The 25,481-nt window shown below is 71.3% G+C and carries 22 protein-coding genes and 1 pseudogene; 8 read left to right on the top strand and 15 right to left on the bottom strand.

The annotated features are described in order from the left end of the window. Positions 1–83 precede the first annotated feature (83 nt). The 6 genes from O7614_RS07355 to O7614_RS07330 all read right to left on the bottom strand — a co-directional run bounded on the left by O7614_RS07355 (position 84) and on the right by O7614_RS07330 (position 4,537). Positions 84–1,049, bottom strand: a complete 966-nt coding sequence (locus O7614_RS07355) for a pyridoxal-phosphate dependent enzyme (RefSeq protein WP_278137718.1) — start codon at positions 1,047–1,049, stop codon at positions 84–86. Positions 1,050–1,060: 11 nt separating this feature from the next. Then, entirely contained in the window at positions 1,061–1,444 is a 384-nt protein-coding gene (locus O7614_RS07350) for a MoaD family protein (RefSeq protein WP_278137717.1), read from the bottom strand. A 65-nt stretch (positions 1,445–1,509) separates the two neighbouring features. Beyond that, positions 1,510–1,998, bottom strand: a complete 489-nt coding sequence (locus O7614_RS07345; RefSeq protein WP_278137716.1) for a M67 family metallopeptidase — start codon at positions 1,996–1,998, stop codon at positions 1,510–1,512. Positions 1,999–2,050: 52 nt separating this feature from the next. Beyond that, a complete protein-coding gene (locus O7614_RS07340) occupies positions 2,051–2,545 on the bottom strand; it encodes a DUF2017 domain-containing protein (protein ID WP_278142183.1) in 495 nt (164 codons plus the stop codon). 2 nt (positions 2,546–2,547) lie between these two features. Then, positions 2,548–2,838 (bottom strand): ATP-dependent Clp protease adapter ClpS, encoded by a 291-nt coding sequence (gene clpS / locus O7614_RS07335; RefSeq protein ID WP_030487198.1) that lies wholly within the window; start codon positions 2,836–2,838, stop codon positions 2,548–2,550. A gap of 148 nt (positions 2,839–2,986) precedes the next feature. Further along, the gene (locus O7614_RS07330; RefSeq protein WP_278137715.1) at positions 2,987–4,537 is read right to left on the bottom strand and encodes a hypothetical protein; all 1,551 of its coding nucleotides are present in this window, start codon (positions 4,535–4,537) and stop codon (positions 2,987–2,989) included. A gap of 194 nt (positions 4,538–4,731) precedes the next feature. On the opposite strand from O7614_RS07330, the gene O7614_RS07325 reads away from it, so the two are divergent. From O7614_RS07325 to O7614_RS07310, 4 genes are read left to right on the top strand one after another with little or no spacing between them, the layout of a single operon-like run. Further along, positions 4,732–7,410, top strand: a complete 2,679-nt coding sequence (locus O7614_RS07325; protein WP_278137714.1) for a LuxR family transcriptional regulator — start codon at positions 4,732–4,734, stop codon at positions 7,408–7,410. A gap of 16 nt (positions 7,411–7,426) precedes the next feature. After that, positions 7,427–8,713, top strand: a complete 1,287-nt coding sequence (locus O7614_RS07320) for a nicotinate phosphoribosyltransferase (protein WP_278137713.1) — start codon at positions 7,427–7,429, stop codon at positions 8,711–8,713. 36 nt (positions 8,714–8,749) lie between these two features. Then, positions 8,750–9,331 carry an isochorismatase family protein gene (locus tag O7614_RS07315; RefSeq protein WP_278137712.1) on the top strand — a complete coding sequence of 194 codons (582 nt, stop codon included), beginning with the start codon at positions 8,750–8,752 and terminating at the stop codon, positions 9,329–9,331. Between the two features lie 40 nt (positions 9,332–9,371). Then, positions 9,372–10,619, top strand: coding sequence for an MFS transporter (locus tag O7614_RS07310; RefSeq protein ID WP_278137711.1), 1,248 nt, complete (start codon positions 9,372–9,374; stop codon positions 10,617–10,619). A 272-nt stretch (positions 10,620–10,891) separates the two neighbouring features. Here O7614_RS07310 and ctaD read toward each other — a convergent pair whose 3' ends face one another. Continuing rightward, positions 10,892–12,652: a cytochrome c oxidase subunit I gene (gene ctaD / locus O7614_RS07305; RefSeq protein ID WP_278137710.1), complete on the bottom strand. Its 1,761-nt coding sequence runs from the start codon at positions 12,650–12,652 to the stop codon at positions 10,892–10,894. A 130-nt stretch (positions 12,653–12,782) separates the two neighbouring features. After that, entirely contained in the window at positions 12,783–13,889 is a 1,107-nt protein-coding gene (locus O7614_RS07300) for an FAD-dependent monooxygenase (RefSeq protein ID WP_278137709.1), read from the bottom strand. Between the two features lie 301 nt (positions 13,890–14,190). On the opposite strand from O7614_RS07300, the gene O7614_RS07295 reads away from it, so the two are divergent. Further along, complete coding sequence (locus tag O7614_RS07295) at positions 14,191–15,315, top strand: cellulose binding domain-containing protein (RefSeq protein WP_278137708.1); 1,125 nt, start codon at positions 14,191–14,193, stop codon at positions 15,313–15,315. 223 nt (positions 15,316–15,538) lie between these two features. On the opposite strand, the gene O7614_RS07290 is transcribed toward O7614_RS07295, so the two are convergent. From O7614_RS07290 to O7614_RS07280, 3 genes are all read right to left on the bottom strand, one after another. Further along, entirely contained in the window at positions 15,539–16,504 is a 966-nt protein-coding gene (locus O7614_RS07290; protein WP_278137707.1) for an N-acetylmuramoyl-L-alanine amidase, read from the bottom strand. Beyond that, a complete protein-coding gene (locus O7614_RS07285) occupies positions 16,504–16,656 on the bottom strand; it encodes a hypothetical protein (RefSeq protein WP_278137706.1) in 153 nt (50 codons plus the stop codon). Before O7614_RS07285 ends, O7614_RS07290 begins: the two co-directional genes overlap by 1 nt. Positions 16,657–16,782: 126 nt before the next feature. Beyond that, entirely contained in the window at positions 16,783–17,571 is a 789-nt protein-coding gene (locus O7614_RS07280) for an aldo/keto reductase (protein ID WP_145785282.1), read from the bottom strand. Between the two features lie 102 nt (positions 17,572–17,673). On the opposite strand from O7614_RS07280, the pseudogene O7614_RS07275 reads away from it, so the two are divergent. Both O7614_RS07275 and O7614_RS07270 read left to right on the top strand, forming a co-directional pair. Continuing rightward, positions 17,674–17,907, top strand: a pseudogene (locus O7614_RS07275) (ATP-dependent DNA ligase); the annotation flags it as partial. Between the two features lie 14 nt (positions 17,908–17,921). Beyond that, positions 17,922–19,112, top strand: coding sequence for a threonine synthase (locus tag O7614_RS07270; RefSeq protein WP_278137705.1), 1,191 nt, complete (start codon positions 17,922–17,924; stop codon positions 19,110–19,112). Positions 19,113–19,154: 42 nt separating this feature from the next. Here the strand turns inward: O7614_RS07270 and O7614_RS07265 are convergent, their stop codons facing one another. The 4 genes from O7614_RS07265 to O7614_RS07250 all read right to left on the bottom strand — a co-directional run bounded on the left by O7614_RS07265 (position 19,155) and on the right by O7614_RS07250 (position 24,316). Continuing rightward, on the bottom strand, positions 19,155–20,537 hold the full coding sequence (locus O7614_RS07265) for a pectate lyase (protein WP_278137704.1): 1,383 nt from the start codon (positions 20,535–20,537) through the stop codon (positions 19,155–19,157). A gap of 257 nt (positions 20,538–20,794) precedes the next feature. After that, positions 20,795–22,594: a glycoside hydrolase family 15 protein gene (locus O7614_RS07260; RefSeq protein WP_278137703.1), complete on the bottom strand. Its 1,800-nt coding sequence runs from the start codon at positions 22,592–22,594 to the stop codon at positions 20,795–20,797. Positions 22,595–22,642: 48 nt separating this feature from the next. Further along, a complete protein-coding gene (locus O7614_RS07255) occupies positions 22,643–23,035 on the bottom strand; it encodes a cupin domain-containing protein (protein WP_278137702.1) in 393 nt (130 codons plus the stop codon). 402 nt (positions 23,036–23,437) lie between these two features. Continuing rightward, positions 23,438–24,316, bottom strand: coding sequence for a sulfotransferase domain-containing protein (locus O7614_RS07250; RefSeq protein WP_278137701.1), 879 nt, complete (start codon positions 24,314–24,316; stop codon positions 23,438–23,440). Between the two features lie 91 nt (positions 24,317–24,407). Between O7614_RS07250 and O7614_RS07245 the strand changes: the two genes are divergently transcribed. Further along, the gene (locus tag O7614_RS07245; RefSeq protein WP_278137700.1) at positions 24,408–25,475 is read left to right on the top strand and encodes a hypothetical protein; all 1,068 of its coding nucleotides are present in this window, start codon (positions 24,408–24,410) and stop codon (positions 25,473–25,475) included. The last annotated feature ends 6 nt before the right edge of the window (positions 25,476–25,481 follow it).

The following is a 25,481-nucleotide window of genomic DNA, read 5'->3' as shown; positions in this document are numbered from 1 at the left end:
CGTGACACCCGCTCGCGGTACCCCCGGCAGCGAACGGGCCGTCGACGCATGTCGACGGCCCGTAGTCGGCTGATCAAGATCGGTCAGGCCCAGAGCTGCCCCTCCAGGGCGTCCTCGGCATCGGCGAGCGTGCCGCCGTACGCGCCGGTGGACAGGTACTTCCAGCCGCCGTCGCAGACCACGAAGGCCACGTCTGCACGCCGGCCGTCACGGACCGCCTCGTGCGCCACCGCGAGGGCGGCGTGCAGGATGGCACCCGTGGAGAAGCCGGCGAAGATGCCCTCCACCTCCACGAGCTGCCGGGTACGCAGCACCGCGTCCCGGGTGCCGACCGAGAACCGCCGGGAGAGCACCGAGGCGTCGTACAGCTCCGGCACGTAGCCCTCGTCGATGTTGCGCAGGCCGTAGACCAGCTCGCCGTAGCGCGGCTCGGCGGCCACGACCTGGATCCCGTCGACCTTCTCCCGCAGGTAGCGGCCGGTGCCCATCAGCGTGCCGGTGGTGCCGAGCCCGGCCACGAAGTGCGTGATCGTGGGCAGGTCGTGCAGCAGCTCCGGCCCGGTCGTCTCGTAGTGCGCCCGAGCGTTGGCCTCGTTGCCGTACTGGTAGAGCATCACCCAGTCGGGGTGCTCGACCGAGATCTGCTTGGCCGTGGCGACCGCCTGGTTGGAACCACCCGCCGCCGGCGAGAAGATGATCTCGGCACCGTACATCCGAAGTAGCTGGACCCGCTCGGTGGAGACGTTCTCCGGCATCACGCAGACCAACCGGTAGCCGCGCAGCTTGGCCACCATCGCCAACGAGATGCCGGTGTTGCCACTCGTCGGCTCGAGGATGGTGTCACCCGTCCGGAGCCGGCCGGCCTCCTCCGCCGCCCGCACCATGAACAGCGCCGCGCGGTCCTTGATGCTGCCGGTCGGGTTCCGGTCCTCCAGCTTGGCCCAGAGCCGCACCGGCGGTGCCCCGTCGGGCACCGTCGGGGAGAGCCGGGGCAGGCCGACCAGGGGCGTGCCCCCACACGCGTCGAGCAGGCTGTCGTACCGCGCCATGGCGGCCGACCTCAGCGAGCCGCGACGACGCCGCGCACCGCCACCGCGGTGCCGTGCGAGCTGATCGCCGCTGCCGCCGCGCCGTGCGAGCTGATCGCCGCTGCCGCCGCGAAGCCGAACGCGCCGCCGGCCACGGCGGGCAGGATGGTGACGCTGTCACCGTCGGAGAGCTTGGCGTCCAGCGCGCCGAGGAAACGGACGTCCTCGTCGTTGACGTAGACGTTGACGAAGCGGTGCAACGTGCCCGCCTCGGTGATCAGCCGGCCGCGCAGACCGCCGTGCCGGGAGTCCAGGTCGGTGAGCAGATCGGCGAGGGTGTCGCCGGTGCCGTCGACGACCTTGGCGCCGCCGGTGTAGCTGCGCAGGATGGTGGGGATGCGAACCTCAATGGCCATGATGTCGAGCTCCTCGATCGGGTGTGCCTACGGTGACGGGACGAGACGGGTCGGACGCTGACGGATCAGCGGCCGGAACACTCGTAGTCGACCGTCGCCGGGCTCTGCCCGAACATGTAGGACTGGACGGCATGCGGGTCGACACCGGCCTCCACGATGCGAACCGGCTCCTCGGTGACCACGCCGTCGACGATCCGGAACGACCGGATCTCCTCCGAGTCGGGCTCACGGGTCGAGACGAGAAGGTAGTGCGCGTTCGGCTCGCCCGCGAAGGAGACATCCGTCCGCGACGGGTACGCCTCGGTGGCGGTGTGCGAGTGGTAGATGACGACGGGCTCCTCGTCCCGATCGTCCATCTCCCGCCACACCCGCAGGTGCTCCATCGAGTCGAACTCGTAGAAGGTCATCGACCGCGCGGCGTTGTCCATCGGGATGTGCCGGGTCGGGGTGTCGCCGCCCACGGGACCGGCGACCACGCCGCACGCCTCGTCGGGGTGATCCCGGCGAGCGTGGGCGACGATCGCGTCGATGATCGACCGGTCGATGCTCAGCACGAGCACCAGCCTAACGCCTGACGAGCACGGGTCGAAGTGGTGCCGGTCACGCTTAGTCGATCAAGGCGTTGAGCAGCGACTCCTGCAAATATCCGAGGTACGCGTAGACCGAAAGCTGGAACACCCGGCTGGACGCCGGGTCCTCGGCGACGGCGTCGTCCAACTCCTCGCCCAGGTCCGTGCCGTCCTTGATCTCCAGCCGGACACCCATCGCGAGGCGGGCGTCGTTCAGCGCCCGCAACCACGCCTCGGCCGCCTCGGCGTCCAGCCGCACCTCGCCGCCCGCCTCGTCGGGAAGCGCGGCCAGGATGGCCCCCGCCTGGTCGATCTTCGCGGTCTTCAGGTCACCCTCGGTGTAGCGGCGGAACTCGGCGGTGCTCGGGGCGTCCTGCGGATAGACCGCCGGAAAGAGTCGACCGACGACCGGGTCGGTGTGGTCGAAGCCATCGGTGAGCAGGCCGACCACCTCGGAGGCGACCTTGCGCAACACCCGCGCCTCGTCGACGGCGAAGGTGGCGACGTAGCAGCCGGCCTGACGACGGAACATGCTCACGACTTGTCCACCGTCGCCCACAGCCCGTACGCGTGCAGCTGCGACGCGTCGTGCTCCATCCGCTCCCGGGCACCGGTGGAGACCACGGCACGGCCCTTGTGGTGCACGTCCAGCATCAGCTGCTCGGCCCTCTCCCGGCTGTAGCCGAAAAGCTTCTGGAAGACCCAGGTCACGTACGTCATCAGATTGACCGGGTCGTCCCACACGATCGTCACCCACTGCCGGTCGGACGCCGGCACCTCGTCAGTGGCCGGCGTCTCGACCGGTGCAACCTGCGGAGCCGCCATGCCCCCCATCGTGCCACCGGTTTCCCGGAACCGAGGAACCGGAACGCCGGCCCGTCGTGGATCACCCACGCCGGGCCCCCCTGAGTCGCCCCGCACGCCATCCGACGCGCGGTGCGAGACGAACCCGGACCGAGGTGCCACCACGCGGTCAGGCGAGCAGGATGCCGTGGTCGACTGCATCGGAGAGCACCGCGCCCAGCGAGAGGCGGATCACCTCGAACCGTCGGGAGATCTCCCTGGACAACCCCAGCTCGACCTCCCGCACGGCCCGCTGGGACCAGGCCCGCGCCGCGCTGTGGTCGTCGTTGCCGGGTGTACGCCACTGCTGCCAGCACCCGCCGGAGAGCGCCACCGCGACCGGCGGGAGCACCTCGGCACGGGCCGCCGCCGGATAGCTGGCGAGAGCGTCGATCGCCTCCGGGCCGGTCAGCCCCGCGACCCCGGCCGTGCTGGTGATCAGAAGCACCTTGTCCAGTTCCTGGCCGGGCCGGTCGTCGACCAGGCCGTACTGCACGGCGGTGGAGATCCGCCGTCGCACGCCTTCGGTCGGCGGCGCGCCGAGCACCTGGCCCACCACGTCGTTCATGATGCCGCGCACCGCCTGGTCGCACTGTGCCGTGGCCAACAACGACAACGCCGCCATCTCCCGGTCCAGCAGATCCGGTAGACCCGCACAGCCGACCCCGAACACGATCTCCTGGACCGCCCGGAGGTGGATGTTCGCCAACTCCAGGGCGAGGTGCTGACGGATCCGCTGAGCGCACGAGCGGGTGTGCCGGTCGAGTCGCTCGGACCAGTCGCCAGGGTCGGCGGCCACCGGGATGCGGCCCTGCCCGCCCGGCAACACCGGCGGGTCGACACTGGCCCGTTGCAGCCCTTCCCGCGACGACCATCCCACCAGCGCCCGCCGTAGGTCGGCGGCGGAATCGGTGTCACCGACCGGGAACCACCGTGCGCCGGCCAGCGCGGGCACCGCGGCCAACAGCGCCGCGCGGTGTGCCGCCACGGTCACCGAGGCCGAGTCGACCTCGGTCGCCGCACCTTCGGCCGGCGGGACGGACGCCCCCGCGTCCTCCGTAGTCACCGCGCCGTCGGCCAGTGGGGCCCAACCCGCCGCACCGGGGGTCACCGCGAAGACGACCTCCACCGAGGTCGGGGCGACCTCGGTGAGCAGGTTCAGCTCCGCAGCGGTGAAAGCCTGGTCGGCGGCGATCACGAAGAGCAGCGCGCCGGCCCGGCCCACCGCGTCGAGCAGCACCCGGGCGCCGGCCGCACCGAGCGTGGCGGTGTCCGGGCTGTCGATCAGGGTGAAGTGCCGCAGCAGTGGCTCGGGCACGCTCAGCTCGACACGCCGGGGCGGACGGGCCAACGCCGGTCCGGCGGCGTTGCGGTCGGCGCCGTAGGAGTGCGGCTGGCGGTAACCGGGCACGAACGCGGCCCGGGTGGGCACCTTGGCGTTGCGCACCACCAGCCAACTGCCGGTGGGCACGGTGAGCATGACCGGGTCGAGCCCGACCAGGGTGGCGAGCACGGCGCGCCGGTCGGCGCCGGCCGGGCCGACGGCGACCACGCCGAGCGGCTCCGCCGGGGTGGGGCCGGTCACGCCGATCCGAGTGGGCAGCGGGCCGCAGGTGGGCAGGTCGGCTGGGCCGGCCATGTCGTCCGGCGAATCGACCGAGGGGAGAGGGCCCTGCTTCATCAGGTGGCCTCCCGTGGCAGGTGACCGGTTGCCCGGTCGCGTGGAAGATCGGTGAAGAACCCGGATGCCGGAAGACTACGGGCGGGCCAGCGACCGGGTGGACACATCGAATACTCATCGGTAATTGTGCGGCTACTCAACTTCGTTCGGTGACGATACGGGCGCGGACGGATTCCGGTCGATATGCTGCGCGGATGAGTCGATGGAAGTTCGTCGGCCGGACAGATGAGCTGAACCGCCTGCTGGCGGCGGTGACCGGCGAGGCCGGCCGAGGGCTCTTCTTCAGCGGCAGCGCGGGCATCGGCAAGAGTCGATTACTGCGTGAAGGCGTCACCGCGCTGCCCACCGACCGGTTCGCGATCTGGCACATCGCCGCCAGCGCCACCACCGCCGCGCTGCCGTTCGGCGGGCTGGTGCAGATCCTCCCCGCCGAGCAGCCCCAGGGCCTCTCCCCCGCGGGCATCCTGCGCTGGGCGCTCAACGTGCTGCAACAGCAGGCGGCGGGCCGACGCATCGTGCTGGCCATCGACGACGCCCACCTGCTCGACCCGCCCTCGGCGGCGCTGGTGCACCTGGTCGCCCGAGCGGAGAACGCCACGGTGCTCGGCACCCTGCGCGACGGCGAACAGATTCCGCTGCCGATCCGCGCACTCTGGACCGACGACCTGGTCGAGCACGTCGAGCTGACCCCGATGCCGCAGGAGGAGACCGCCGGCCTGCTGGCGGCGATCCTCGGTGGCCCGGTCGATGCCGGCTCCGCCGACCGGCTCGGGGCACTCGCGGCCGGCAACCCGCTGCTGCTACGCGAGTTGGTGCACGCCGCCAGCGGCAGCGCGGAACTGAAGCGCACCTACGGGATCTGGAAGTGGACCGGGCGACTGGAGTTGGCGCCCAACCTCACCGACCTGATCGACACCCGGGTCGGCAAGCTCACCGACGGCGTCCGCGCGGTCGTCGAACTGGTGGCGTTCGGCGAACCACTCGGCCTGCACCTGCTCAAGCAGGCCGCCGACCAGGCGGACGTGGAGACCGCCGAGGAACGCGGCCTGATCAGTGTGATCCAGCACGACCGGCGCACCGACGTCCGGTTGGCCCACCCGCTCTACGGCGAGGTGATGCGCCGCCGCTGCCCGGTCAGCCGCACCCGCCGACTCCAGGCGCACCTCGCGGAACTGCTCGAACAGGTTGGCAAGCGCCGCCGCGACGACCTGCTGCGGGTGGCGGTCTGGCGACTCGACTCGGGCACCGCGCAGGATCCGGCGCTGCTGGTGGATGCCGCGGTCCAGGCGTTCACCCGCTACGACGTGCCGCTGGCCACCCGCCTGGCGCGCGCCGCGCTCAACGCCGACGGCGGCTCCGACGCGGCGGAGCTGCTGGCCACCATCCTGATGTTCGCCGACCGACCGGAGGAGGCGATCGGGGTTCTCGACACGGTGACCCCCGAGCCCGGCGACGAGCGGCGACTCTGCCGCTGGCTGACCGTGCGCGGGATGGTCAGCTACTGGGGATTGAGCCGACAGTCCACGGTGGAGGAGATCGCGAGCCGGGTCGAGCAACTCAGCGACTCGGCAGACCGGTCCCGGGTGCACGCCTTCGAGGCGATCATGCGCCTGCACGGGCTGGACACGACGACCGCCGTGCGACTCAGCCAACGCGTGCTGGACCGGCCGGCGGCCGGCGTCGCCGCCCGCGAGCTGGCGCGTTCCACCATCGCGTACGTCCAGGCCGCGCAGGGCCAGCTCAACCGCAGCGGTACGGCGATCGCCCAGGTGCACTCCGCTGCCGCCAACTGGCGCACCGACATGCCGTACCTGCAGTTGGCACTGGAGCTGGCCCGGGGCACCAGGCTCATGCTCACCGGCGACCTGGCCGGGATCGACGCGATCGTGGCGGACGAGTTCGCCGACCTCGCCGGTGCCGGTGACTTCCGGCTCGGCACCGGCTACCTCGCCATCCTCCAGGCGTACGCGGCCCGGATGCGTGGGCAGAGCGACGCGGCCATGCGTACCGCGCTGGGCGCCTGCGCGGTGCTGGCCACCAGCCGGGTCTACGCCGGCCTGGCCCAGGCGGAGCGCGCCCAGTCGGCGGCGCTGCGCGGTGACGCCGCGCAGGCGACCGCGGCGATGGCCGAGGCGGACCGCACCCACGCGCCGGGTATGGCGGTGCTCTACCCGTGGCTGGAGCAGGCCCGGGGCGCGGCGCTCGCCGCGTCGGGTGACCTGCCGGGCGCGGTCAAGCACCTCGGCGACCTGGTGGACCGGCTGCGCGCGGACGGTTTCGCCGGACACGAGGTGCACGTGCTGCACGACCTCGTCCGACTGGACCAGGCCGGCATGGCAGTCGGGCCCACCTGCTCCGACGGCGGCCGGCGCACGGTCGCCCAGCGCCTCGCCGAACTCTCCGAACGGGTCGACGGGGTGCTTCCGCCGCTGCTGGCCCGGCACGCCCGCGCCGCGGCCACCGACTCTGCCACCGACCTACTGGCGGTCGCCGACGACTATGCCGCGTTGGAGTTGACCGTGTACGCGGCCGAGGCCACCTCCCAGGCCGTACAGCGGTTGCGCCGGCAGCACTCGGCGGCGGCCAACGACGCCCGGGAGCGCCTGGCCGGGCTGCTCGGGCGCTGTGACTCGATCCGGACGCCGGCGCTGCACGCGGGCGCGCCGGTGCTGACCGAGCGGGAGTGGCAGGTGGCCCGTCTCGCCGCGCACGGCGCGCCCAGCCGGGCCATCGCCGAACGGCTCTACCTCTCGGCACGCACCGTGGAGAACCACCTCCAGCGGATCTACACCAAGCTCGGCGTGACCGGCCGCGCCGAACTGTGGGCCGCGCTGCGCTCGATCCCGGGCCACGAAGGCGGCGACGCGGGCTGAACCTTAGGCTGGGGCGGTGAGCAACCACCGACCCGCGCTGCTGACCGACCACTACGAGCTGACCATGGTCAGCGCGGCACTGCGGGACGGCACCGCCGACCGCCGGTGTGTCTTCGAGGTGTTCAGCCGCCGGCTGCCCAGCGGTCGCCGGTACGGCGTGGTCGCCGGCACCGCCCGACTGGTCGAGCTGATCCGCGACTTCCGGTTCGACCCCTCCGAGGTCGACTTCCTGCGCCGGACCGGAGTGGTCGACGAATCGGCCGCGGCGTGGCTCACCGACTACCGCTTCACCGGCGACGTCGACGGGTACGCCGAGGGCGAGCTGTTCTTCCCCGGTTCACCGATCCTCACCGTCTCCGGCGGCTTCGCCGAGTGCGTGGTGCTGGAGACGCTGGTGCTCTCCGTGCTCAACCACGACAGCGCGGTGGCTGCGGCGGCGGCACGCATGGTGACCGCGGCACGGGGCCGGGCGCTGATCGAGATGGGATCGCGTCGGGCGCACGAGGAGGCCGCGGTGGCCGCGGCGCGGGCCGCGTACCTGGCCGGGTTCCGGTTCACGTCCAACCTCGCCGCCGGTGCGCGCTACGGCATCCCGACGGCGGGCACGGCGGCGCACGCGTTCACGCTGCTGCACGACGACGAGCGGGCGGCGTTCGCCTCACAGGTCGCCACGCTGGGCAGGGACACCACGCTGCTGGTCGACACGTACGACATCAGTCAGGGCATCCGCAACGCGATCGCGGTGGCCGGACCGGACCTGCGGGCGGTACGGATCGACTCGGGCGATCTGGCGGTGATCGCTCAGCAGTCCCGGGAACTGCTCGACTCGCTGGGCGCCACCGAAACCAAGATCATCGTTTCGGGTGACCTCGACGAGTACGCGATCGCCGCGCTGGCCGCCGAACCGGTGGACATGTACGGCGCCGGCACGGCCGTGGTCACCGGCTCCGGAGCGCCGACCGCCGGGCTGGTCTACAAGCTCGTCGAGGTCGAGGGACGGCCGGTGGTGAAGCGCTCCGAGCACAAGGCGACCATCGGCGGCCGGAAGGTCGCGGTCCGCCGGCACAAGCCGACCGGCACCGCCACCGAGGAGGTCATCGTCCCGCAGGGCGTACCGGACCGGAAGCCGAACGACCGCATGCTCCAGCACTCGTACGTGGTCGACGGCGAGCCGGTGTCGCGACCGTCGCTCGACGCGTCACGGGAGCACCTGCGGGAGTGCCTGATCTCTATCCCGTGGGAGGGGTTGAAGCTTTCGGCCGGTGACCCGGCCGTGCCGGTCACCGTAGTGCCCGCTGGCTGACCCCTCCCACCGAACCGATCTGGAAAGGGAACCCCGATGGCCAACGCGCTGATCATCGTGGACGTGCAGAACGACTTCTGCGAGGGCGGTTCGTTGGCCGTCGCAGGCGGCGCGGGGGTGGCCTCGGGCATCTCCCGGCTGCTCGCCAGCGAGCCGGACCGGTGGACGCACGTCGTCGCCACCAAGGACTACCACGTCGACCCGGGTGCGCACTTCGGCGATCCGCCGGACTTCGTGGAGTCCTGGCCCCGGCACTGCGTGGTCGGCACCAGCGGCTCCGAGTTCCACCCGGAGCTCGACACCGGCCGGGTCGAGGCGATCTTCCACAAGGGCGAGCACGCGGCGGCGTACTCCGGGTTCGAGGGGCACGCCGCCGACGGCGAGTGCCTGGCCGACTGGCTGCGGCGGCACGACGTGGACCGGGTCGACGTGGTCGGCATCGCCACCGACCACTGCGTGCGGGCGACCGCGCTGGACGCCGCCCGGGAGGGGTTCGCCACCACCGTGCTGCTGGAGCTGACCGCGGCCGTCGCCCCGGCGACCACCGACGTGGCGCTTCGCTCGATGGAGGGTGCCGGGGTGACTCTGCACGGGGAGCCTGTGATCACTGCCGCATGAGAGCGTAAATGATTGGCCATCGGACCGTCTCCGGTCGAGGATGACGCCGGAGGTACGGACCCACGTGAACATGAAGCCTTACCGGCAAGCGCTCGCGCTACCCGGCCTGCGGTCGCTGCTGGTGGTGGCCGTCCTCGCCCGCATCCCGCTCACCGCGACCGGGGTGACGCTTACCTTCCACGTGGTCTTCGACCTTGGTCGAGGTTACGGGGCCGCCGGCCTGGTGGGTGCGGCGGTCACCGTGGGCGCGGCGATCGGCGGCCCGATCCTCGGCCGACTGGTGGACCGTCGGGGTCTACGCCCGGTCCTGGTGCTCACCGGCATCGTCGAGGCGATCTTCTGGTCCACCGCGCCGTCACTGCCGTACCCCCTGCTGTTGCCGGCTGCCTTCGTGGCCGGCTCCCTGGCCCTGCCGATCTTCTCCGTGGTCCGTCAGTCGATCGCCGCGCTGGTTCCGGAGCACCAGCGCCGCCCGGCGTACGCGTTGGACTCCATGTCGGTGGAGCTGTCATTCATGATCGGCCCGGCGTTGGCGGTGGCTCTGGTCACCGCTATCTCTGCGCAGACCACCATGTACCTGGTCGGCGGCGGCATCGTGGCCGCCGGAATCGGTCTGTGGCTGGTCAACCCGCCGATCCGCGAAGCCACCGCGGAGCCCAGCGGCCCACCCCAGCGGGTGCCTCGCCGGGAGTGGCTGACTCCCCGACTGCTCGCCGTACTGGCACTCAGCGCCGCGGCGACCCTGGTGCTCGGCGGCACCGACGTGGCGGTGGTCGCCGTACTGCGGGCCAGCGGTGAGGTCGGTTGGACCGGCGCGGTGCTGGCCATCTGGGCGGTCGCCTCGCTGGCCGGAGGGTTCGCCTACGGGGCTGTGCACCGCTCGTTCTCCCCACTGGCGTTGACCGCCGCACTCGCCCTGTGCACCATCCCGGTCGGGCTGGGCGGGGCGCACTGGTGGCTGCTGTGCCTGGCGCTGATCCCGGCCGGCGCGCTCTGCGCGCCGACCATCGCAGCCGGCTCCGACGCGGTCAGCCGCCTGGTCCCTGCGCAGGTACGCGGTGAGGCGATGGGGCTGCACGGGTCTGCGGTCACCGTCGGCATCGCGATCGGTGCGCCGCTCGCCGGCGCGGTGATCGACGCAAGCTCGCCGATCTGGGGTTTCGTGGTCACCGGAGCACTCGGTGCGCTGGTCACCCTGGTGGTGCTCCCGATCGAACTGCGTCGCCACCGCGTCGCTGCGGCCATCCCGCCGCCCGTCGAGCCGGACCTCACCCCCGTCGCCCACTGACAGATCACCCGGCGGCCCTGCCGTCGTTCGATGGGCGACCGTCGTCCGATGGGCGACCGTCGTCCGATGGCGCGCACCCCGGGGACCGCGATGCCACAGCGGAATCAAGATGCCCCAGCGGAATCACGCTCGTCAGGACATGGTTCCCGGCAGCCGCCAGGCTGGACAGCGCCCAGGGTGTAACGAGAGCAGGGCGACACCGCACACGGCGAAGGGCGCCGCTCCCGGGGTGGTCCCGGGGGCGGCGCCCTTCGTGCTGCTGAGCCCGAGTGTCAGTGCCGGTCGATGTCGCTGGCGGTGTCCTCGCGGTAGCTGGCCCCGCCGTCCGACTCGCTGGTGAGCGGCTTCGAACCGCCCTCCGGCGGGCCGGCGAGACTCTGACCGCCGGCGGCCAGTTCCGGGAACTTCGCGTCGAACGCCGGCCGCTCGGAGCGGATGCGCGGCATCCGGTCGAAGTTGCGCAGCGGCGGCGGGCTGCTGGTCGCCCACTCCAGCGAGTTGCCGTGACCCCAGGGGTCGTTCACCTCGACCACCGGGCCGGTCTTGTACGACTTCCAGCAGTTGTAGATGAACGGCAGCGTGGAGATACCGGTGATGAACGCGCCGATCGTGGAGATCATGTTCAGCGTGGTGAAGCCGTCACCGGGCAGGTAGTCGGCGTACCGACGGGGCATGCCCTCGTTGCCGAGCCAGTGCTGCACCAGGAACGTGGTGTGGAAGCCGATCATGGTGAGCCAGAAGTGCACCTTGCCGAGGCGCTCGTCGAGCATCCGGCCGAACATCTTCGGGAACCAGAAGTAGATGCCGGCGAACACCGCGAACACGATCGTGCCGAAGAGCACGTAGTGGAAGTGCGCCACCACGAAGTACGAGTCCGACACGTGGAAGTCGATCGGCGGGCTGGCCAGCAGCACACCGGTCAGACCACCGAAGAGGAAGGTGACCAGGAAGCCGACCGCCCAGAGCATCGGCGTCTCGAAGCTGATCTGGCCCCGCCACATGGTGCCGATCCAGTTGAAGAACTTCATACCGGTCGGCACGGCGATCAGGTAGCTCAGGAAGCTGAAGAACGGCAGCAGCACCTGGCCGGTGGCGAACATGTGGTGCGCCCAGACGCTCATCGAGAGCGCGGCGATCGCGACGGTCGCGGCGACCAGACCCTTGTAACCGAAGATCGGCTTGCGGGAGAAGACCGGGATGACCTCGCTGATGATGCCGAAGAACGGCAGCGCGACGATGTACACCTCGGGGTGCCCGAAGAACCAGAACAGGTGCTGCCAGAGCATCGGCCCGCCGGTCGCGGGGTCGTACACGTGGGCACCGAGGATGCGGTCCGCGGCGAGCGCGAACAGCGCGGCGGCCAGCAGCGGGAAGACCAGGATCACCAGGAGGCTGGTGACCAGGATGTTCCACGTGAAGATCGGCATCCGGAACATGGTCATGCCGGGCGCGCGCAGGGTCAGCACCGTGGTGATCATGTTTACCGCGCCGAGGATGGTACCCAGACCGGAGATGGCCAGACCCATGATCCACATGTTCGCGCCGACGCCGGGCGAGTGCTCGACGCTGCTCAGCGGCGCGTACGCGAACCAGCCGAAGTCGGCGGCGCCACCCGGGGTGAGGAAACCGGCGGTCGCCATCGTGCCGCCGAACAGGTACAGCCAGTAGGCGAAGCTGTTCAGTCGGGGGAAGGAGACGTCGGGCGCGCCGATCTGGATCGGCACGATGTAGTTCGCGAAGGCGAACACGATCGGCGTCGCGAAGAACAGCAACATGATCGTGCCGTGCATCGTGAAGAGCTGGTTGTACTGCTCCGGCGACAGGAACTGCAGCCCGGGTCGGGCCAGCTCAGCCCGCATGATCAGGGCCATCAGGCCACCGATCATGAAGAACGCGAACGCGGTGATCATATACATGATCCCGATCTGCTTCGCGTCCGTGGTTCGCAGCAGCCGCGCGATGGCCGACCCCTTGACCGGCTCCCGGACCGGCCAGGGCCGGGTCACGACCGGCTTGGGTGCGACGGTGGTCACGAGTGGCCTCCGGTTCTCGGTTGTCCCGCTCGGCACACGCTGGTTATCGGCGGGCCGTCATCCGCAAGGAGGATAGTCCCCGGCAGGTCGCAGCGCCGCGTGGGGTGGCGTGACACGATCTACAACGGGGCTACAGCGGGCCGAGCAGCAACCGGTAGTGCTCCCCGAAGATCCGGCCGCCGCGGCCGCGCAGCAGGGGGTCGCGCAGCGCCGGCGGGACGTCCCTGGTCCGGTTGCGGTCCCGGGTCCGGTCGGCCACCCAGCGGGTACGCGGACGGCGACGACTCTCGTACGCCACCAGGGCCGCCTCCACACTGTTGGCGGCACGCAGCGACTCGGCCAGCACCACCGCATCCTCCAGTGCCATCGCCGCACCCTGGGACAGGGTGGGGGCGGTGGCGTGCGCGGCGTCGCCGACCAGCAGCACGCGTCCCCGGTGCCAGCGACCCAGCTCCACCTCGTCGGTGATCCCGACGTGCACGTCGTCGAGCGCGGCCAGCACCTCGGGCACCGGGCCCCGGTAGTCGGCGAAGAGCTCCCGCAGCCGCGCGAGGGGGTCGGCGGGTTCCTCGGTGCCGGCCTCGTCGGCGTACAGGTGCAGCCGCCCGGCGCCGATCGGCACCATGAGGAAACCGGACCGCTGGCCGAGCAGTGCGGTCCACTCGGTGACCGGCGGGCCGTCCCGCAGCACGGCCCGGTAGACCACCTGCCCGACCGGGCGGGGCGGCCCACCGAGCGCGGCCAGCGCCCGCACCGAGGAACGCGGTCCGTCGGCGCCGATGACCAGGTCGTACTCGGTGGTGGTGCCGTCGGTGAAGGTCACGCCGACCGCGCCCGGCAGCAGCTCCAGGGTGCGGACCTCGGCGCCGTGCCGGACGGCGCCGCCGGCGCCGCTGAGCAACACCCGGTGCAGATCGGCCCGGGGCAGCGCCCGGCACTCGCCGACGCCGGCCCAGAGGGTGTCGAGGTCGACCTCGCAGAGCCGGGCGCCTGCGGCGTCGAAGAAGTGCTGCCGGCGGATCACCTGCCCGAGCGGACGGACCGGGTCGTGCAGGTCGAGCCGGCGCAGCGCGCGGGCGGCATTGCCGGGCAGGTAGAGGCCGGTTTCGGTGGACTCCCCGGGCGGCAGCTTGTCGGTGACGTCCGGCCGGAAGCCCGCCAGGCGCAGCGCCCGGGCGACGGCCAGGCCGGCGATGCCCGCGCCGACGACGAGGATGCGCAGGGGGGAGCCACCCATGGTGGTGTACGCCTCCGGAGGGGGAGCGGAACGCGTTGGAGGCAACACGCTACTCGGAGCTATCGGCCCACACCAGGCCCCGATCGGCCGTCTCGGGGGCGCCCGTCGGCGGTTCGCGGCGCTTAGCTGGCCGTCGGTCGGCAGCCGTCCGGCGGGGGCGTGGCAATCCTCACAATTCGCCAGTTTGACGCATGCAGTTGCGCCCTAGTTTCAAGCATGTAAATGTGTCGTTGAGCGTGGGAGCGCTCCCGCACCACCCCACCACATCCGGCGCCCGGCATGCGCCGAGTCAAGGAGCGTCATGAAACGTCAACTTCGGGCCCTGGCCGCCGCCGGGCTCCTCCTCACCAGCTCACTGGTTGCCGTGGCCCTCGGCGGCACCGCCTCCGCCGACACCCTGATCTGTGAGCAGTACGGCTCGACCACCATCCAGGGCCGCTACGTGGTGCAGAACAACCGTTGGGGCACCACCGCCCAGCAGTGCATCAACGTCACCAACAACGGCTTCGAGATCACCACCCTGAACGGCAGCAGCCCGACCAATGGCGCGCCCACGGCGTACCCCTCGGTGTTTTTCGGTTGTCACTACACCAACTGCTCCCCCGGCACGAACCTGCCGATCCAGGTGAGTCAGATCAGCAGCGCCACCAGCAGCATCTCCTACCGGTACGTCAGCGGCGCCACCTACAACGCGTCGTACGACATCTGGTTGGACCCGTCGCCGAAACGGGACGGGGTGAACCAGATGGAGATCATGATCTGGCTCAACCGGCAGGGCCCGATCCAGCCCATCGGCTCGGTGGTCGGCACCACCAACCTCGCCGGCCGCACCTGGGAGGTCTGGCGGGGCAGCAACGGCTCCAACAACGTCATCTCCTACGTCGCGCCGTCCGCGATCTCCAGCCTGAACTTCAGCGTGCTGGACTTCATCAACGACACCCGCAACCGGGGCGCGATCACCAACTCCTGGTACCTGACCAGCATCCAGGCCGGCTTCGAGCCGTGGCAGGGTGGCGTCGGCCTCGCGGTGACGTCGTTCTCGGCGAACGTCAACGGCGGTGGTAACCCCACCAACCCGCCGCCGACCACCCCGCCGCCGAGCGGTGGCGCGAGCTGCGCGGTGAAGTACACGGCCAACTCGTGGAACAACGGCTTCACGGCCGACGTGCAGGTCACCAACACCGGGTCCAGCGCGATCAACGGCTGGACGCTGAACTACAGCCTGCCCAGCGGGCAGACCGTCACCAACGCGTGGAACGCCACGGTCAACCAGAGCGGCTCCGCGGTGACCGCCCGCAACGTCGGCCACAACGGGTCCATCGCGCCCGGCGGCACGGCCAGCTTCGGATATCAGGGGACGCTGAACGGGTCGTACTCGTCACCGACGAGCTTCACGCTCAACGGGGCCACCTGCTCGCGTAACTGAGCGACACGGCCGGGGCCGTGCGGTGGTGACCAGCTGGTGACCACCGCACGGCCCCGGTGTCACTCCCGGTCCGCTCAGGCGGCCGGCGGGACGCTCCGCGTCCGGGACAGCTTGCCGAAGCTGGTCGCCGGATCGTCGTACGTGCTCCTTCGTGAGATGGAGCGATGACCTTAGATCAACGGACCGACATCCGCCGCCCGATTCCGTCGGGCGGCGGATGCGGTCAGACTCGGGTGAGACGTACGGCGTCGGCGATCACCAGACCGGTGGCGTTGCTCCACCGGCTCACCGCCACCCGGTTGGCGTCACCGGCCGGCAGTGCGAACGTGCCGAGGAGTCGCCACTGCCCGCCGGTCGCCCGCTGGTCGACGTAGACGGTCCGGTTGCCGGAGCTGGTGGCGACGATGTACGGGGTGGCGCTGTTGTAGCCGCTGTTCGTCGGCCACCAGGCCTCGACCCGGTAGTTGCCCGCCGCCGGCACGTTGAACCGGTACCAGGCGGGGTCGCTGGCGGCCACCGGATCGGCGTACCGGTAGTCGGCACCGTAGCGCTGGCTGGAGTACGTCGAGACACCCCAATTGGCGCTGGCGGTGAACCGGCCGGCGGTGGTGTTGTCCACCGTGGAAGACCATGCCGTGCCGCTGCCGGCCATCTTCGCCGCGACGTCGGCCCGCATCACGTTCAGGTCGATGAAGGAGGGGTCGATCTTGCCGGTGGTGCTGGTCTCCCGGTGCCCCCGGGCGTAGCTGCTGTCCCGGCCGAGGCGGGTGAGCACGGCGGCGGTGGCGGCGATCGACGCGTTGTACTGCGCGGCGGTCATCTCCTGGTTGACGCCGTTGTAGTCGATCTCCCACCCGATCATCAGGGTGTTGCCGTCTCCCGACGGGATCGGCCCGCTGCCGCCGCTGACGCCGGCGTGGTTGCACCGGCCGGCGGAGATGACGTGGAAGACGCCGTGGTAGTCGACGAGCGCCTGGCACAGCGGCCCGGGCAGGTCGGATCGGCCGTTTATGCAGATGCCGAGCGCCGGGTGCGGGTTGCTGGCGCTGCTGGTGGAGGCGGTGTGGTGCCAGAGCACGCCGATCGGGTCGAAGGAGCCGGGCCGCATCCGGTTGAGCCAGTCGCCCTCGACCACGACCTGGACCCCGGCGCCGCGCAACACGTCCACGAGCCAGGGAATGGTCGCCATCAGGCGTCCTGGAGCAGGTCGGCGAGGCACTCGGCCTTCGGTGCGGCGCTCGCCGCGGTGGGTCGGGCGACGACGGTCAGCGCGGCGGCCACCAGGGCGGGGATGCCGAGCACCCCGCGGCGGCGTAGACGGATGGATGGTGATCGGGTCATGGCGATCCTCCAGCGACGGCGGGCACGAACGGATCGACGATCGTGATGACGGGCACGGTATACCGTCACGAACGTCGATGTCGATACCCTTCATCACCAAGGCAGGATCTGAAGGAAACCGCCGATTCAGGCGTCGCCGAGCGCGTCGATGTCGCGCATCTCCTCCGCGGTCAGCGAGAAGTGGAAGACGTCGAAGTTGGCGGTGATCCGCTCCGGTGTCACCGACTTCGGAATCGCCACGATCTCGTGGTCGATGTGCCAGCGCAGCACCACCTGCGCCGGGGAGACGTCGTGCGCCGCCGCGATCCTGGTCAGCACCGGGTCACTGAGGTCGCTGGTCTTGAACGGGCTGTACCCCTCCAGCACCACTCCCCGGTCCCGGTGCTCGGCGTGCCGCTGCCGGTCGTACAACGCCGGACTCCACTCGATCTGGTTGACCGCCGGGTTCTCCTCGGTCGACTGGATCAACTCGTCGATCTGCCCGGTGCTGTAGTTGCTGACGCCGATCGCCCGGGTCAGGTTCTCGTCGCGGGCGGCCAGCAACTCGCGCCACAGCGGAATGCTGTCCGTCGGCGACGACGGCGGCCAGTGGATCAACCAGAGGTCCAGGTGGTCGACACCGAGCGCCTCCAGACTGGCCTCCAACGTCGCACGCTCCTGACCCACCCTGTTCGGCGGGAGCTTGGTGGTGATGAAGATGTCCTCGCGGCGCAGCCCGCTCTCCTGCACCGCCCGACCGACCTCCCGCTCGTTGCCGTACACGGTCGCGGTGTCGATGTGCCGGTAGCCGGTGTCGAGCGCGGCCAGCACGGCGTCGTAGCCGGCCTGGCCGGTGGCCTGCCAGGTGCCGAAGCCGAGCAGGGGCATCCGCACGTCACCGGGGAGCAGGGCGGCGGGCTGGTCGGTGAGGTCCATGAGGTCCGTTCTACCCCGCCGAGCCGCCTGCTGCCGAGCGAACGGACACTCCGGCGGCCAGCGCGACGCTCCGGCCTGCCGGAGTACGCGGGTGTGCCGGGGTTGGAGGGCGTGGGCAGCGTCGACGCGCCGTACGCGCAACGCCGGGATCTGCTCGATGGGCTGGCCTTGGCGGGTACGCACTGGCAGACTCCGCCGTGGTTCCCCGGCGCGGGCGACGAGGCCCTGCGCGCCGGGCAGGAGCAGGATCTGCCGGGCGCGGTCGGCACGCGGCTGGACTCGGCCTACGAGCCGGGGCGGCGCGGCCGGCACTGGCTGAGCGCCGAGGCGGTCTGACGGCGAGGAGCGACGTGTACCTGACCCACCTGGACTGCCCGCGCTGCGGGCGGGAGCACGCCGCCGACCAGTTGCAGAACCTCTGCGAGTGCGGCTCCCCGGTGCTGGCCCGCTACGACCTGCCGGCGGTGGCGAAGGCGGTCACCCCGGAACGCTTCCCGCTGCGCCCGGCCGACCTGTGGCGCTACCGGGAGCTGTTGCCGGTCGGCGATCCACGGCACGTCACGACGCTCGGTGAGGGCTGGACGCCGCTGCTGCGCGCCCCGGCCTACGGCGCCGAGATCGGCATCACGGACCTCATGATCAAGGACGAGGGGTTGATCCCGACCGGCTCGTTCAAGGCACGCGGCGCGGCGGTCGGGGTGAGCCGCGCCCGCGAGCTGGGCGTCGAGCGGATCGCCATGCCCACCAACGGCAACGCCGGATCGGCCTGGGCCACGTACGCCGCGCGGGCCGGAATGGGCGCCACCATCGTCATGCCGCTGGACGCGCCGAGCATCTGCCGACGCGAGTGCGTCGCCGCCGGCGCCGACCTTCGCCTGGTGGACGGGCTGATCAGCGACGCCGGTCGGCGGGTGGCAGAGCTGATCGCGGAATCGAACGGGACGATCTTCGACGCCGGCACGCTGCGCGAGCCCTACCGGCTCGAGGGCAAGAAGACGATGGGGTACGAGATCGTCGAGCAGCTCGGCTGGCAGATCCCGGACGTGATCATCTATCCGACCGGCGGCGGTGTCGGCCTGATCGGCATCCACAAGGCGATGCACGAGCTGCGCGAGCTGGGCTGGATCGGCGACAAGCTGCCCCGACTGGTGGCGGTGCAGTCGACCGGCTGCGCGCCGATCGTGCGGGCGTTCGCCGAGGGTGAGGATCGGGCGCGGCCGTGGGAGGGCGCACACACCGTGGCGTTCGGCATCACGGTGCCGGCCCCGCTGGGTGACGAGCTGATCCTGGCGGCGGTGCGGGAGTCGTCCGGCACCGCCGTGGCCGTCGACGACGCCGACCTGCTGGCCGACCTTCGGGAGTTCGCCGGTCGGGAGGGGCTGCTGCTCTGCCCGGAGGGTGCGGCCTGCCTGACGGCGGCGCGGCATCTGCGCGCCGGCGGGTGGATCCGGGCCGGCGAACGGGTGGTGGTGCTCAACACCGGCGCGGGACTGAAGTATCCGGACACCGTCGACGTGTCCGGCGTACCCGTGCTGGGGTGAGAGCCGGCACCCCGCGGGCGGCGGGGTGCCGGCGTGCGGTGCCTACTGGTAGGTGATGTCGGAGGGTGAGTAGAGGCAGTTGACCCCGTCCGCGCCCTCGCCGATCTCGGTCGGCTCGCTCCCCTTCGGCACGCCCTTGTACTTCACGCAGATCGAGGTCTCCCGATCCGGGTCGCCGATGATGGTGATCCGGCTGAACCGGGCGGTGTCGCCCCAGTTGGTGTTGATGCCGGCGATCGCGTCGGTGTTCCGCACCGACACGTTGTCGATCACCACGTGCCGCTGGTACGACGTCGAGCAGTTGCCGCAGGCGCGGTAGAGCTTCCCGGCGTTCTCCACCCGGAAGTTCTTGATGTAGACGGTGCCCGAACCGTTGTGCTGGAAGACCTTGTCGCTGGCCGAGCGGGCGCCGCCGCCGTCGACGGTGTACGTGGTGCCGCCGCGGAAGGTGGCGGCGTCCTCGCCGACGTCCTCCCACCAGACGTTGACCAGCGTGCAGTCGCCCTCGCAGTGCACGCCGTCACCGGCCGGCGCACCGATGATCACATTGCGGAGGGTGGCGCCGGCGGCCAGTTCGAACATCGGGTCCTGGCTCTCGCTCTGCCCGCCGTCACCGATGCCGTAGTAGCGCTTGAGCCCGCCGTCGAAGCTCCCGGACACCGGGATCGTGGCGTCCACCTTCTGGTTGCCGGTGGGCGTCGGCCAACCCGCAGGCGGCGGCGGACTGGTCGGCGGCGGCGTGGTCGGCGGCGGACTGGTCGGCGGCGGCGTGGTGGTGGGCGGCGGAGTGCTCGGCGTGCCGCCACCGGCGGAGTCGACCAGCACGTCGTCGAAGCCGCCGCCGGCGTACGCGGTGACCAGGCCGATCCGGCCCGCGCCGACCAGGCTGTTGCTGCCTGCGGCGATCTGCGTGCCGTTGACGAAGCCGCGGATGGTGCTGCCGCTGACCTCGATGCGCAGGGTGTACCAGGTGCCGGTGCCGACGCCCAGCGATGCGGACCCGATCGCGGTGAGGGAGCTGCCGTTGACCGCCTGCAGCTCGGCCCGGCCGGAGCCGAGCAGGGCCAGCCGGTACATCTTGGTGCTGCTGCTGGACCGCGCGGCCAGCCCGACCAGGGCGCTGGACGAGCCGAAGCTCGCCGGCCGCACCCGGGCCTGCACGGAGTAGTTGGTCCAACTGGTCTGGCCGGCGAACTGCCGGGCCAGTTCGCTGCCGGCGTTGGACTGGTTGAGCACGCCCGAGCCGTCGACGGTCCAGGTGCCGCCGGACTTGGACCAGCCGGACGTGTTGCCGTCGTTGAAGTCGTCGCTGAAGACGGTGGCCGCGAAGGCCGAGGTCATGCCGGCGGCAAGGGCTGCCACCGTCACGCCGACGCCCACCGCCAGCAGGAGTGGTCGTCGGCCGGGGGATCGTCTTTTCTGCACAGTTGTCCTCCTTGACGCGTGTGGTGGCGATCCCTCGACGACCGCCTGGGGACGTGTCGACACGGCGGTGCCTTCGTCTGGGATCGGTGCGCGCCCCGGTCGGATGCCCGGGATCCGAAGCGGAGCGAAGCGGGAGAAAAGACCTTGGGAAAGGGCTTTCCCGCTGCTTCGAGGCTAGGACTGCGCAAGCATCACCGTCAATGCCTGACGCTTGCAGGTCTGTTGCAGGATTTCGACCGGGAGACGTCCCCGAGCGATCAGAAACTCTCCGGCTCGGTCAACCGCCAGGCCGCGTTGATCAGCCCGATGTGCGAGAGCGCCTGCGGGGTGTTGCCGAGCTGCATCCCGGTGGTCAGGTCGACCTGCTCGGTGAACAGCCCCACGTCGTTGGAGTAGCCGACCACCCGCTCGAACAGCGCCTCGGCGCGCTTCGGCTCACCTGCCATCACCAGGCACTCCACCAGCCAGAACGAGCACAGCAGGAAGCCCGCCGGGTCGGTCGTCCACCGCCGTAGCAACCCGCCCTCGGTGCCCAGCTCACGCTCCACCATCTCGATGGTGGAGCGCATCCGCGGGTCGGTGGCCGGCAGGAAACGCGCCACCGGCATGGCGAGCACCGAGGCGTCCAGCTCCGCCGATCCGAACGCGCCGGTGAACGCCCCGATCCGGTCGTTCCACCCCTCGCGCAGCACGGTGCCGCGGATCTCGTCGCGTACCCCGGCCCAGCGGCGCGGGTCGGCCCGGTCGCCGAGCCGGTCGGCGAGCCCCACCGCCCGGTCCAGGGCCAGCCAGCAGGACACCTTGGACGAGACGTAGTGGCGCTCCTCGTCCCGGGTCTCCCAGATCCCCCGGTCCGGCAGCCGCCACGTCGCGGCCACCTGCTCGGCCAGCCCCAGCACCATCTCCCGCAGCTCGCCGTCGAACGTCGCGCCGAGGTAGTCGCGCAACCGCCACACCGCCGACATCACCTCACCCGGCACGTCGAGCTGCCGCTGCCGCCACGCGTCGTTGCCGACCCGGACCGGCCGGCTGTCACGGTACCCGCGCAGGTGGTCGCAGTGGTGCTCGGAGATGTCCCGCTCACCCTCCAACCCGAAGAGCACGGGCACGGGTTCGTCGCCGAACCGGCCGATCGAGCGGGCCGCCCAGGCGAACAGCCGCGACGTCTCCTCCGGACAGGCCGCCACCCAGAGCGCGCGCATGGTCAACGAGAAATCGCGCAGCCAGGAGTACCGGTAGTCGTAGTTGCGGTCGCCGCCGATCTGCTCGGGCAGCGAACTGGTCAACGCCGCGGCGACCGCTCCACTGCGGGAGTACGTGAGGCCGGTCAGGACCGTCGCGCTGTGCCGGACGAGTTCGGGGTACCGCCCCTTGTATATGTGCGTGTCCCGGAACGCCTGCCACGCCCGCGTCGTCTCGGCGAGGGCGGCCAGCGGCTCGACCCGCGCTGGCGGGGTGCCGTACACCTCACCGAACGCCACGTCCATCCCGATCACCTGACCGGCGGAGACCTCGAACTCGTGCTTCACCCGGTCGACGCCCGCCCGCAGGTGCAGATCGCCGGCGCGCAACACCAGCACCACCGGCCCCGCGCCGGCCAGCACCCCGCCGTCCGGCTGCTCGTGCAGGTACGGCGTGAGCAGGCCGTACTCCGGTCGGGGCGCGAAGTCCAACGCCATCCGTACCCGCCCGGACAGCCCCTGCACCACTCGGATCAGCACGGCGGGTGAATTCTTGCCCAGCTCGTGCGCGCGTGCCCCGACCTCGGCGGCGAGGGCGTCGGTGACCGCCACACTGCCCTGCGGCGTGTGGTGCACAGTCCGCAGCACCAAGGAGTCAGGCAGGTACGCCCGCTCCATCCGATACCCCGGTCCGCCGACGCCCACCGGAGCCAGCTTGAAGTGCCCGGCGCCCGGGTCCAGCAGCCGCCCGAACACGGACGCCCCGTCGAACCGGTGCGGGCACCACCAGTCGATCGACCCGTCCTTGCCGACCAGGGCACCGGAACGAGAGTCCGAGAGGAATGCGTAGTCGGAGATCGCCGGCTGCTGCTCCACCCGCCGCGGGTACCCCCATCGGGCCGGATCAGGCAGCCGGCGGCCTCGTCACTCCGTCGGTGGCTCGTCCTCGCCTGCCGCCTCGGCCGCGTCGGCCTCCTCCTTGGTCCGGTGCACGGCCTGGTCGGCGTGCTCCGGCGGGCCGTAGACGGTGTACAGCACCAGCGGGTTGGGCCCGGTGTTGACGAAGTTGTGCTTGGTGCCGGACGGCACCACGACCAGGTCGCCCGCGACGACCTTCCGCTTCGCACCGGCTACCCGGGCCTCGCCGACGCCGCTGACGAACGTCAGGATCTGGTCGATGCCGTCGTGGACCTCCTCGCCGATCTCGCCACCGGCGGGGATGGTCATGATGACCAGCTGGGTGTGCTCACCGGTCCACAGCACCCGCCGGAAATCCGGGCTCTTCTCGGCGACTGTCGCGATCGTGAAATGCTCCATGCCGACGCTCATACCCCGTTCGGCAGCGCGCCACGCCGGGACTCGCAGATGGTGGAATTCCCCACGTCCGGCGGGTTTGGATCCGCGCAGACCGGGGATCGACAACCCGACCGGCACCAACGGCCGGTCGAGCCAGGTCCCCGCCGGCGTACCGCCGAACGGCTGCGGTGGTGGGAGACGGCCAGAGCGCGGCGACGTTGCGACCACGGTCCAACGGCGCCGCGCGCTCGTCCCACCTCACCCCACCCCGCCCCACCCCACCCCACCCCACCCCACCCCGCCCCGTCGATCATGGAGTTGTGGTGGGGACGAAGTAGCTGCGATAGCACCAAACCAGGCACCACGACTCCATGATCGACCGGGCGGAGAGCCGCGGCGGGCGCCGGAGGGCAACGGGATCGGTCAGCGGTGCAGCCAGGTGAGCAGGTCGGGCGGGGCCAGCGCGGCCACGCGCTGTTCGTAGCGGGCGTGTGCCTCGGCGTTCAGCAGTGCGCGGCCCTGGCCTGAGCCGCCCTGGCGGAAGAAGGCCCGGCGGTCCCGCAGCACACCGAGCGTGTCCGGAGCGAGCCGGTCGGCACGCTCCCGCATCCGACCGAAGGTCGCCGCCTCGACCAGTTCCGGCCCCGGCCTCGGGAGGTCCCACCGGTCGGCGAGCCGGCGCATCTCAGCTCCCAGGTCGGTCACCAGGTCGTCGTAGTGCACCAGCTCGACGTTCGGCTCGCGTCGCCGCGCCCAGGCGTCGTTCAGGTGGAGCATCACGCCGGGCAGCGAATCCAGCTCGGCGCGTGGGTCCGCCTCCTGCTCGACCCAGCTCCGCAGCCACTGCTCCACCGGCACACGCTCCTGGGTCGGCCCGGCCGGGGCCGGCTGGCCGGTCAGCTCGGCGAGGCGTACCCGGTCCAGGTTGCCCGCCTGGTGGTAGAGGGAGACCGCCATGTCCAGCGGATGCCGGGCCACCACCACGTAGTGCACCCGGGGGTCGAGGGGCACCCCGTCCAGTGGGGTGTGTGTCTTGATGAACCGCCGGTGCGATTGCGCGGCCAACTTGTCGAACACCACGTCACGGGGCTCGGCCAGCCAGTCCAGCCAGGGCGACAGCACGTTCAGCGGTGCCGGCAGCTCCGCAGTGCCCAGCACCAGCAGCGCGCAGATCATCTGCATCCAGGTGGTGCCGCTCTTGGACCGGGTGCTGATCACGATGTCGCCGTCGCGGAACGGGAACCCGGCCCACCGGCCGCTGTCCTCGTCGTCGGAACGGTATCGGTGGGTCGGCGCAGGCATCGGAGGAAAGTAGTCGTGGAGGCGACAGTCGAGCAATCGAATTCCGGCTCCACAAGCTGTGACACATGCCCATGCCTGGCTAGATTTAAGTATGGTGCCCGCCCCCGGGAGCCGGGCGGCGGAACCGGTCTACCGCCCCATCCTCGCCTGTCGCCGCGGTGAGCTGGATGCCCTGAGCCACCTCGACCTCACCGCCAGCGCGCTGGTCGCCCCGATCCTGGAGATCGGTGCCGTGGACAGATCCACCCTGGACGGTCTGCGCCGGCTACCACCCGGGCTACTGCCGGCCGTCGACGTCAGCGCCCTCCCCGACAGCCGCGCAGCGGAGCTGAGCCGTTGGGGCGTACCTCTGGTGCCGGTCATCGGTCTCGCGGAGGGCGACCACCGGCTGGTCGCGCACGGTGCCGCGGCACGGGCGTGCGGCCGACGGGCGCTGATCCGCCTACGGGCCGGACAGGACCGTGCCGGGCCGGACGGAAGCACCGCCGCCGCCGAACGGGTCTGGCGGTTCACCGACCTCGCCCCGGAGGAGTGCGACCTGGTGGTGGACGCGGGGGACGTGTGCTGCCCGGCGGATGTGCGGGCGGCCGAACCTCGGGTGCGCCGGCTGCTCGACTGGGCACGCCGGCACGCCTGGCGGTCGGTGACGGTGGCGGCGGGCGGGATGCCGCCGACGTTGTCCCGGCTACCGACCGACGAGCCGATCCGCCTGGACCGCTGGGACTGGCAGCTCTGGCGACGGCTGGCCGACGCCGGGGTCGACTACGGCGACTACGGCGTCCACCCGGCCGTGCCCGGCACGGGTGGCCCGGGTGACCGGCTGCCGACGGTGCGGTACACCGACGACGGCAGCTGGTGGATCTACCGCTGGGCGCGGCGAGGGGGCCGGGGCGAGGAACGGTTCGCCGACCTGTGCCGCACGCTGGTGTCGGCCCCGCACTGGCCGAGCACCGGGGCGGCGTTCTCCTGGGGTGACCACGAGCTGCTACGCCGGGCCCGCCGGGGTGCCGGTGCCGGATCGGCCGCCAACTGGGCGGCCTGGAGCACCTCACACCACCTGGCGTACGTGCTCGCCACGCTGTCGCGCCCGGACGACGACACCGCGCCGAGGTGGCACCCTCGGCCCGGTCCGCCACAGCGCGGACGCTCGCTGCGGTGAGACGGA

This window comes from Micromonospora sp. WMMD961 (assembly GCF_029626145.1).
Lineage (GTDB): Bacteria > Actinomycetota > Actinomycetes > Mycobacteriales > Micromonosporaceae > Micromonospora.
This window is presented reverse-complemented; position numbering and strand designations above follow the sequence as displayed.

Coding starts and splice junctions, on each gene's coding strand:
- O7614_RS07355 (WP_278137718.1), bottom strand. CDS start 1,049: ATGGCGCGGTACGACAGCCTGCTCGACGCGTGTGGGGGCACGCCCCTG.
- O7614_RS07350 (WP_278137717.1), bottom strand. CDS start 1,444: ATGGCCATTGAGGTTCGCATCCCCACCATCCTGCGCAGCTACACCGGC.
- O7614_RS07340 (WP_278142183.1), bottom strand. CDS start 2,545: ATGTTCCGTCGTCAGGCCGGCTGCTACGTCGCCACCTTCGCCGTCGAC.
- clpS (WP_030487198.1), bottom strand. CDS start 2,838: ATGGCGGCTCCGCAGGTTGCACCGGTCGAGACGCCGGCCACTGACGAG.
- O7614_RS07330 (WP_278137715.1), bottom strand. CDS start 4,537: ATGAAGCAGGGCCCTCTCCCCTCGGTCGATTCGCCGGACGACATGGCC.
- O7614_RS07325 (WP_278137714.1), top strand. CDS start 4,732: ATGAGTCGATGGAAGTTCGTCGGCCGGACAGATGAGCTGAACCGCCTG.
- O7614_RS07315 (WP_278137712.1), top strand. CDS start 8,750: ATGGCCAACGCGCTGATCATCGTGGACGTGCAGAACGACTTCTGCGAG.
- O7614_RS07310 (WP_278137711.1), top strand. CDS start 9,372: ATGACGCCGGAGGTACGGACCCACGTGAACATGAAGCCTTACCGGCAA.
- O7614_RS07300 (WP_278137709.1), bottom strand. CDS start 13,889: ATGGGTGGCTCCCCCCTGCGCATCCTCGTCGTCGGCGCGGGCATCGCC.
- O7614_RS07295 (WP_278137708.1), top strand. CDS start 14,191: ATGAAACGTCAACTTCGGGCCCTGGCCGCCGCCGGGCTCCTCCTCACC.
- O7614_RS07290 (WP_278137707.1), bottom strand. CDS start 16,504: ATGGCGACCATTCCCTGGCTCGTGGACGTGTTGCGCGGCGCCGGGGTC.
- O7614_RS07285 (WP_278137706.1), bottom strand. CDS start 16,656: ATGACCCGATCACCATCCATCCGTCTACGCCGCCGCGGGGTGCTCGGC.
- O7614_RS07280 (WP_145785282.1), bottom strand. CDS start 17,571: ATGGACCTCACCGACCAGCCCGCCGCCCTGCTCCCCGGTGACGTGCGG.
- O7614_RS07255 (WP_278137702.1), bottom strand. CDS start 23,035: ATGGAGCATTTCACGATCGCGACAGTCGCCGAGAAGAGCCCGGATTTC.
- O7614_RS07250 (WP_278137701.1), bottom strand. CDS start 24,316: ATGCCTGCGCCGACCCACCGATACCGTTCCGACGACGAGGACAGCGGC.
- O7614_RS07245 (WP_278137700.1), top strand. CDS start 24,408: ATGGTGCCCGCCCCCGGGAGCCGGGCGGCGGAACCGGTCTACCGCCCC.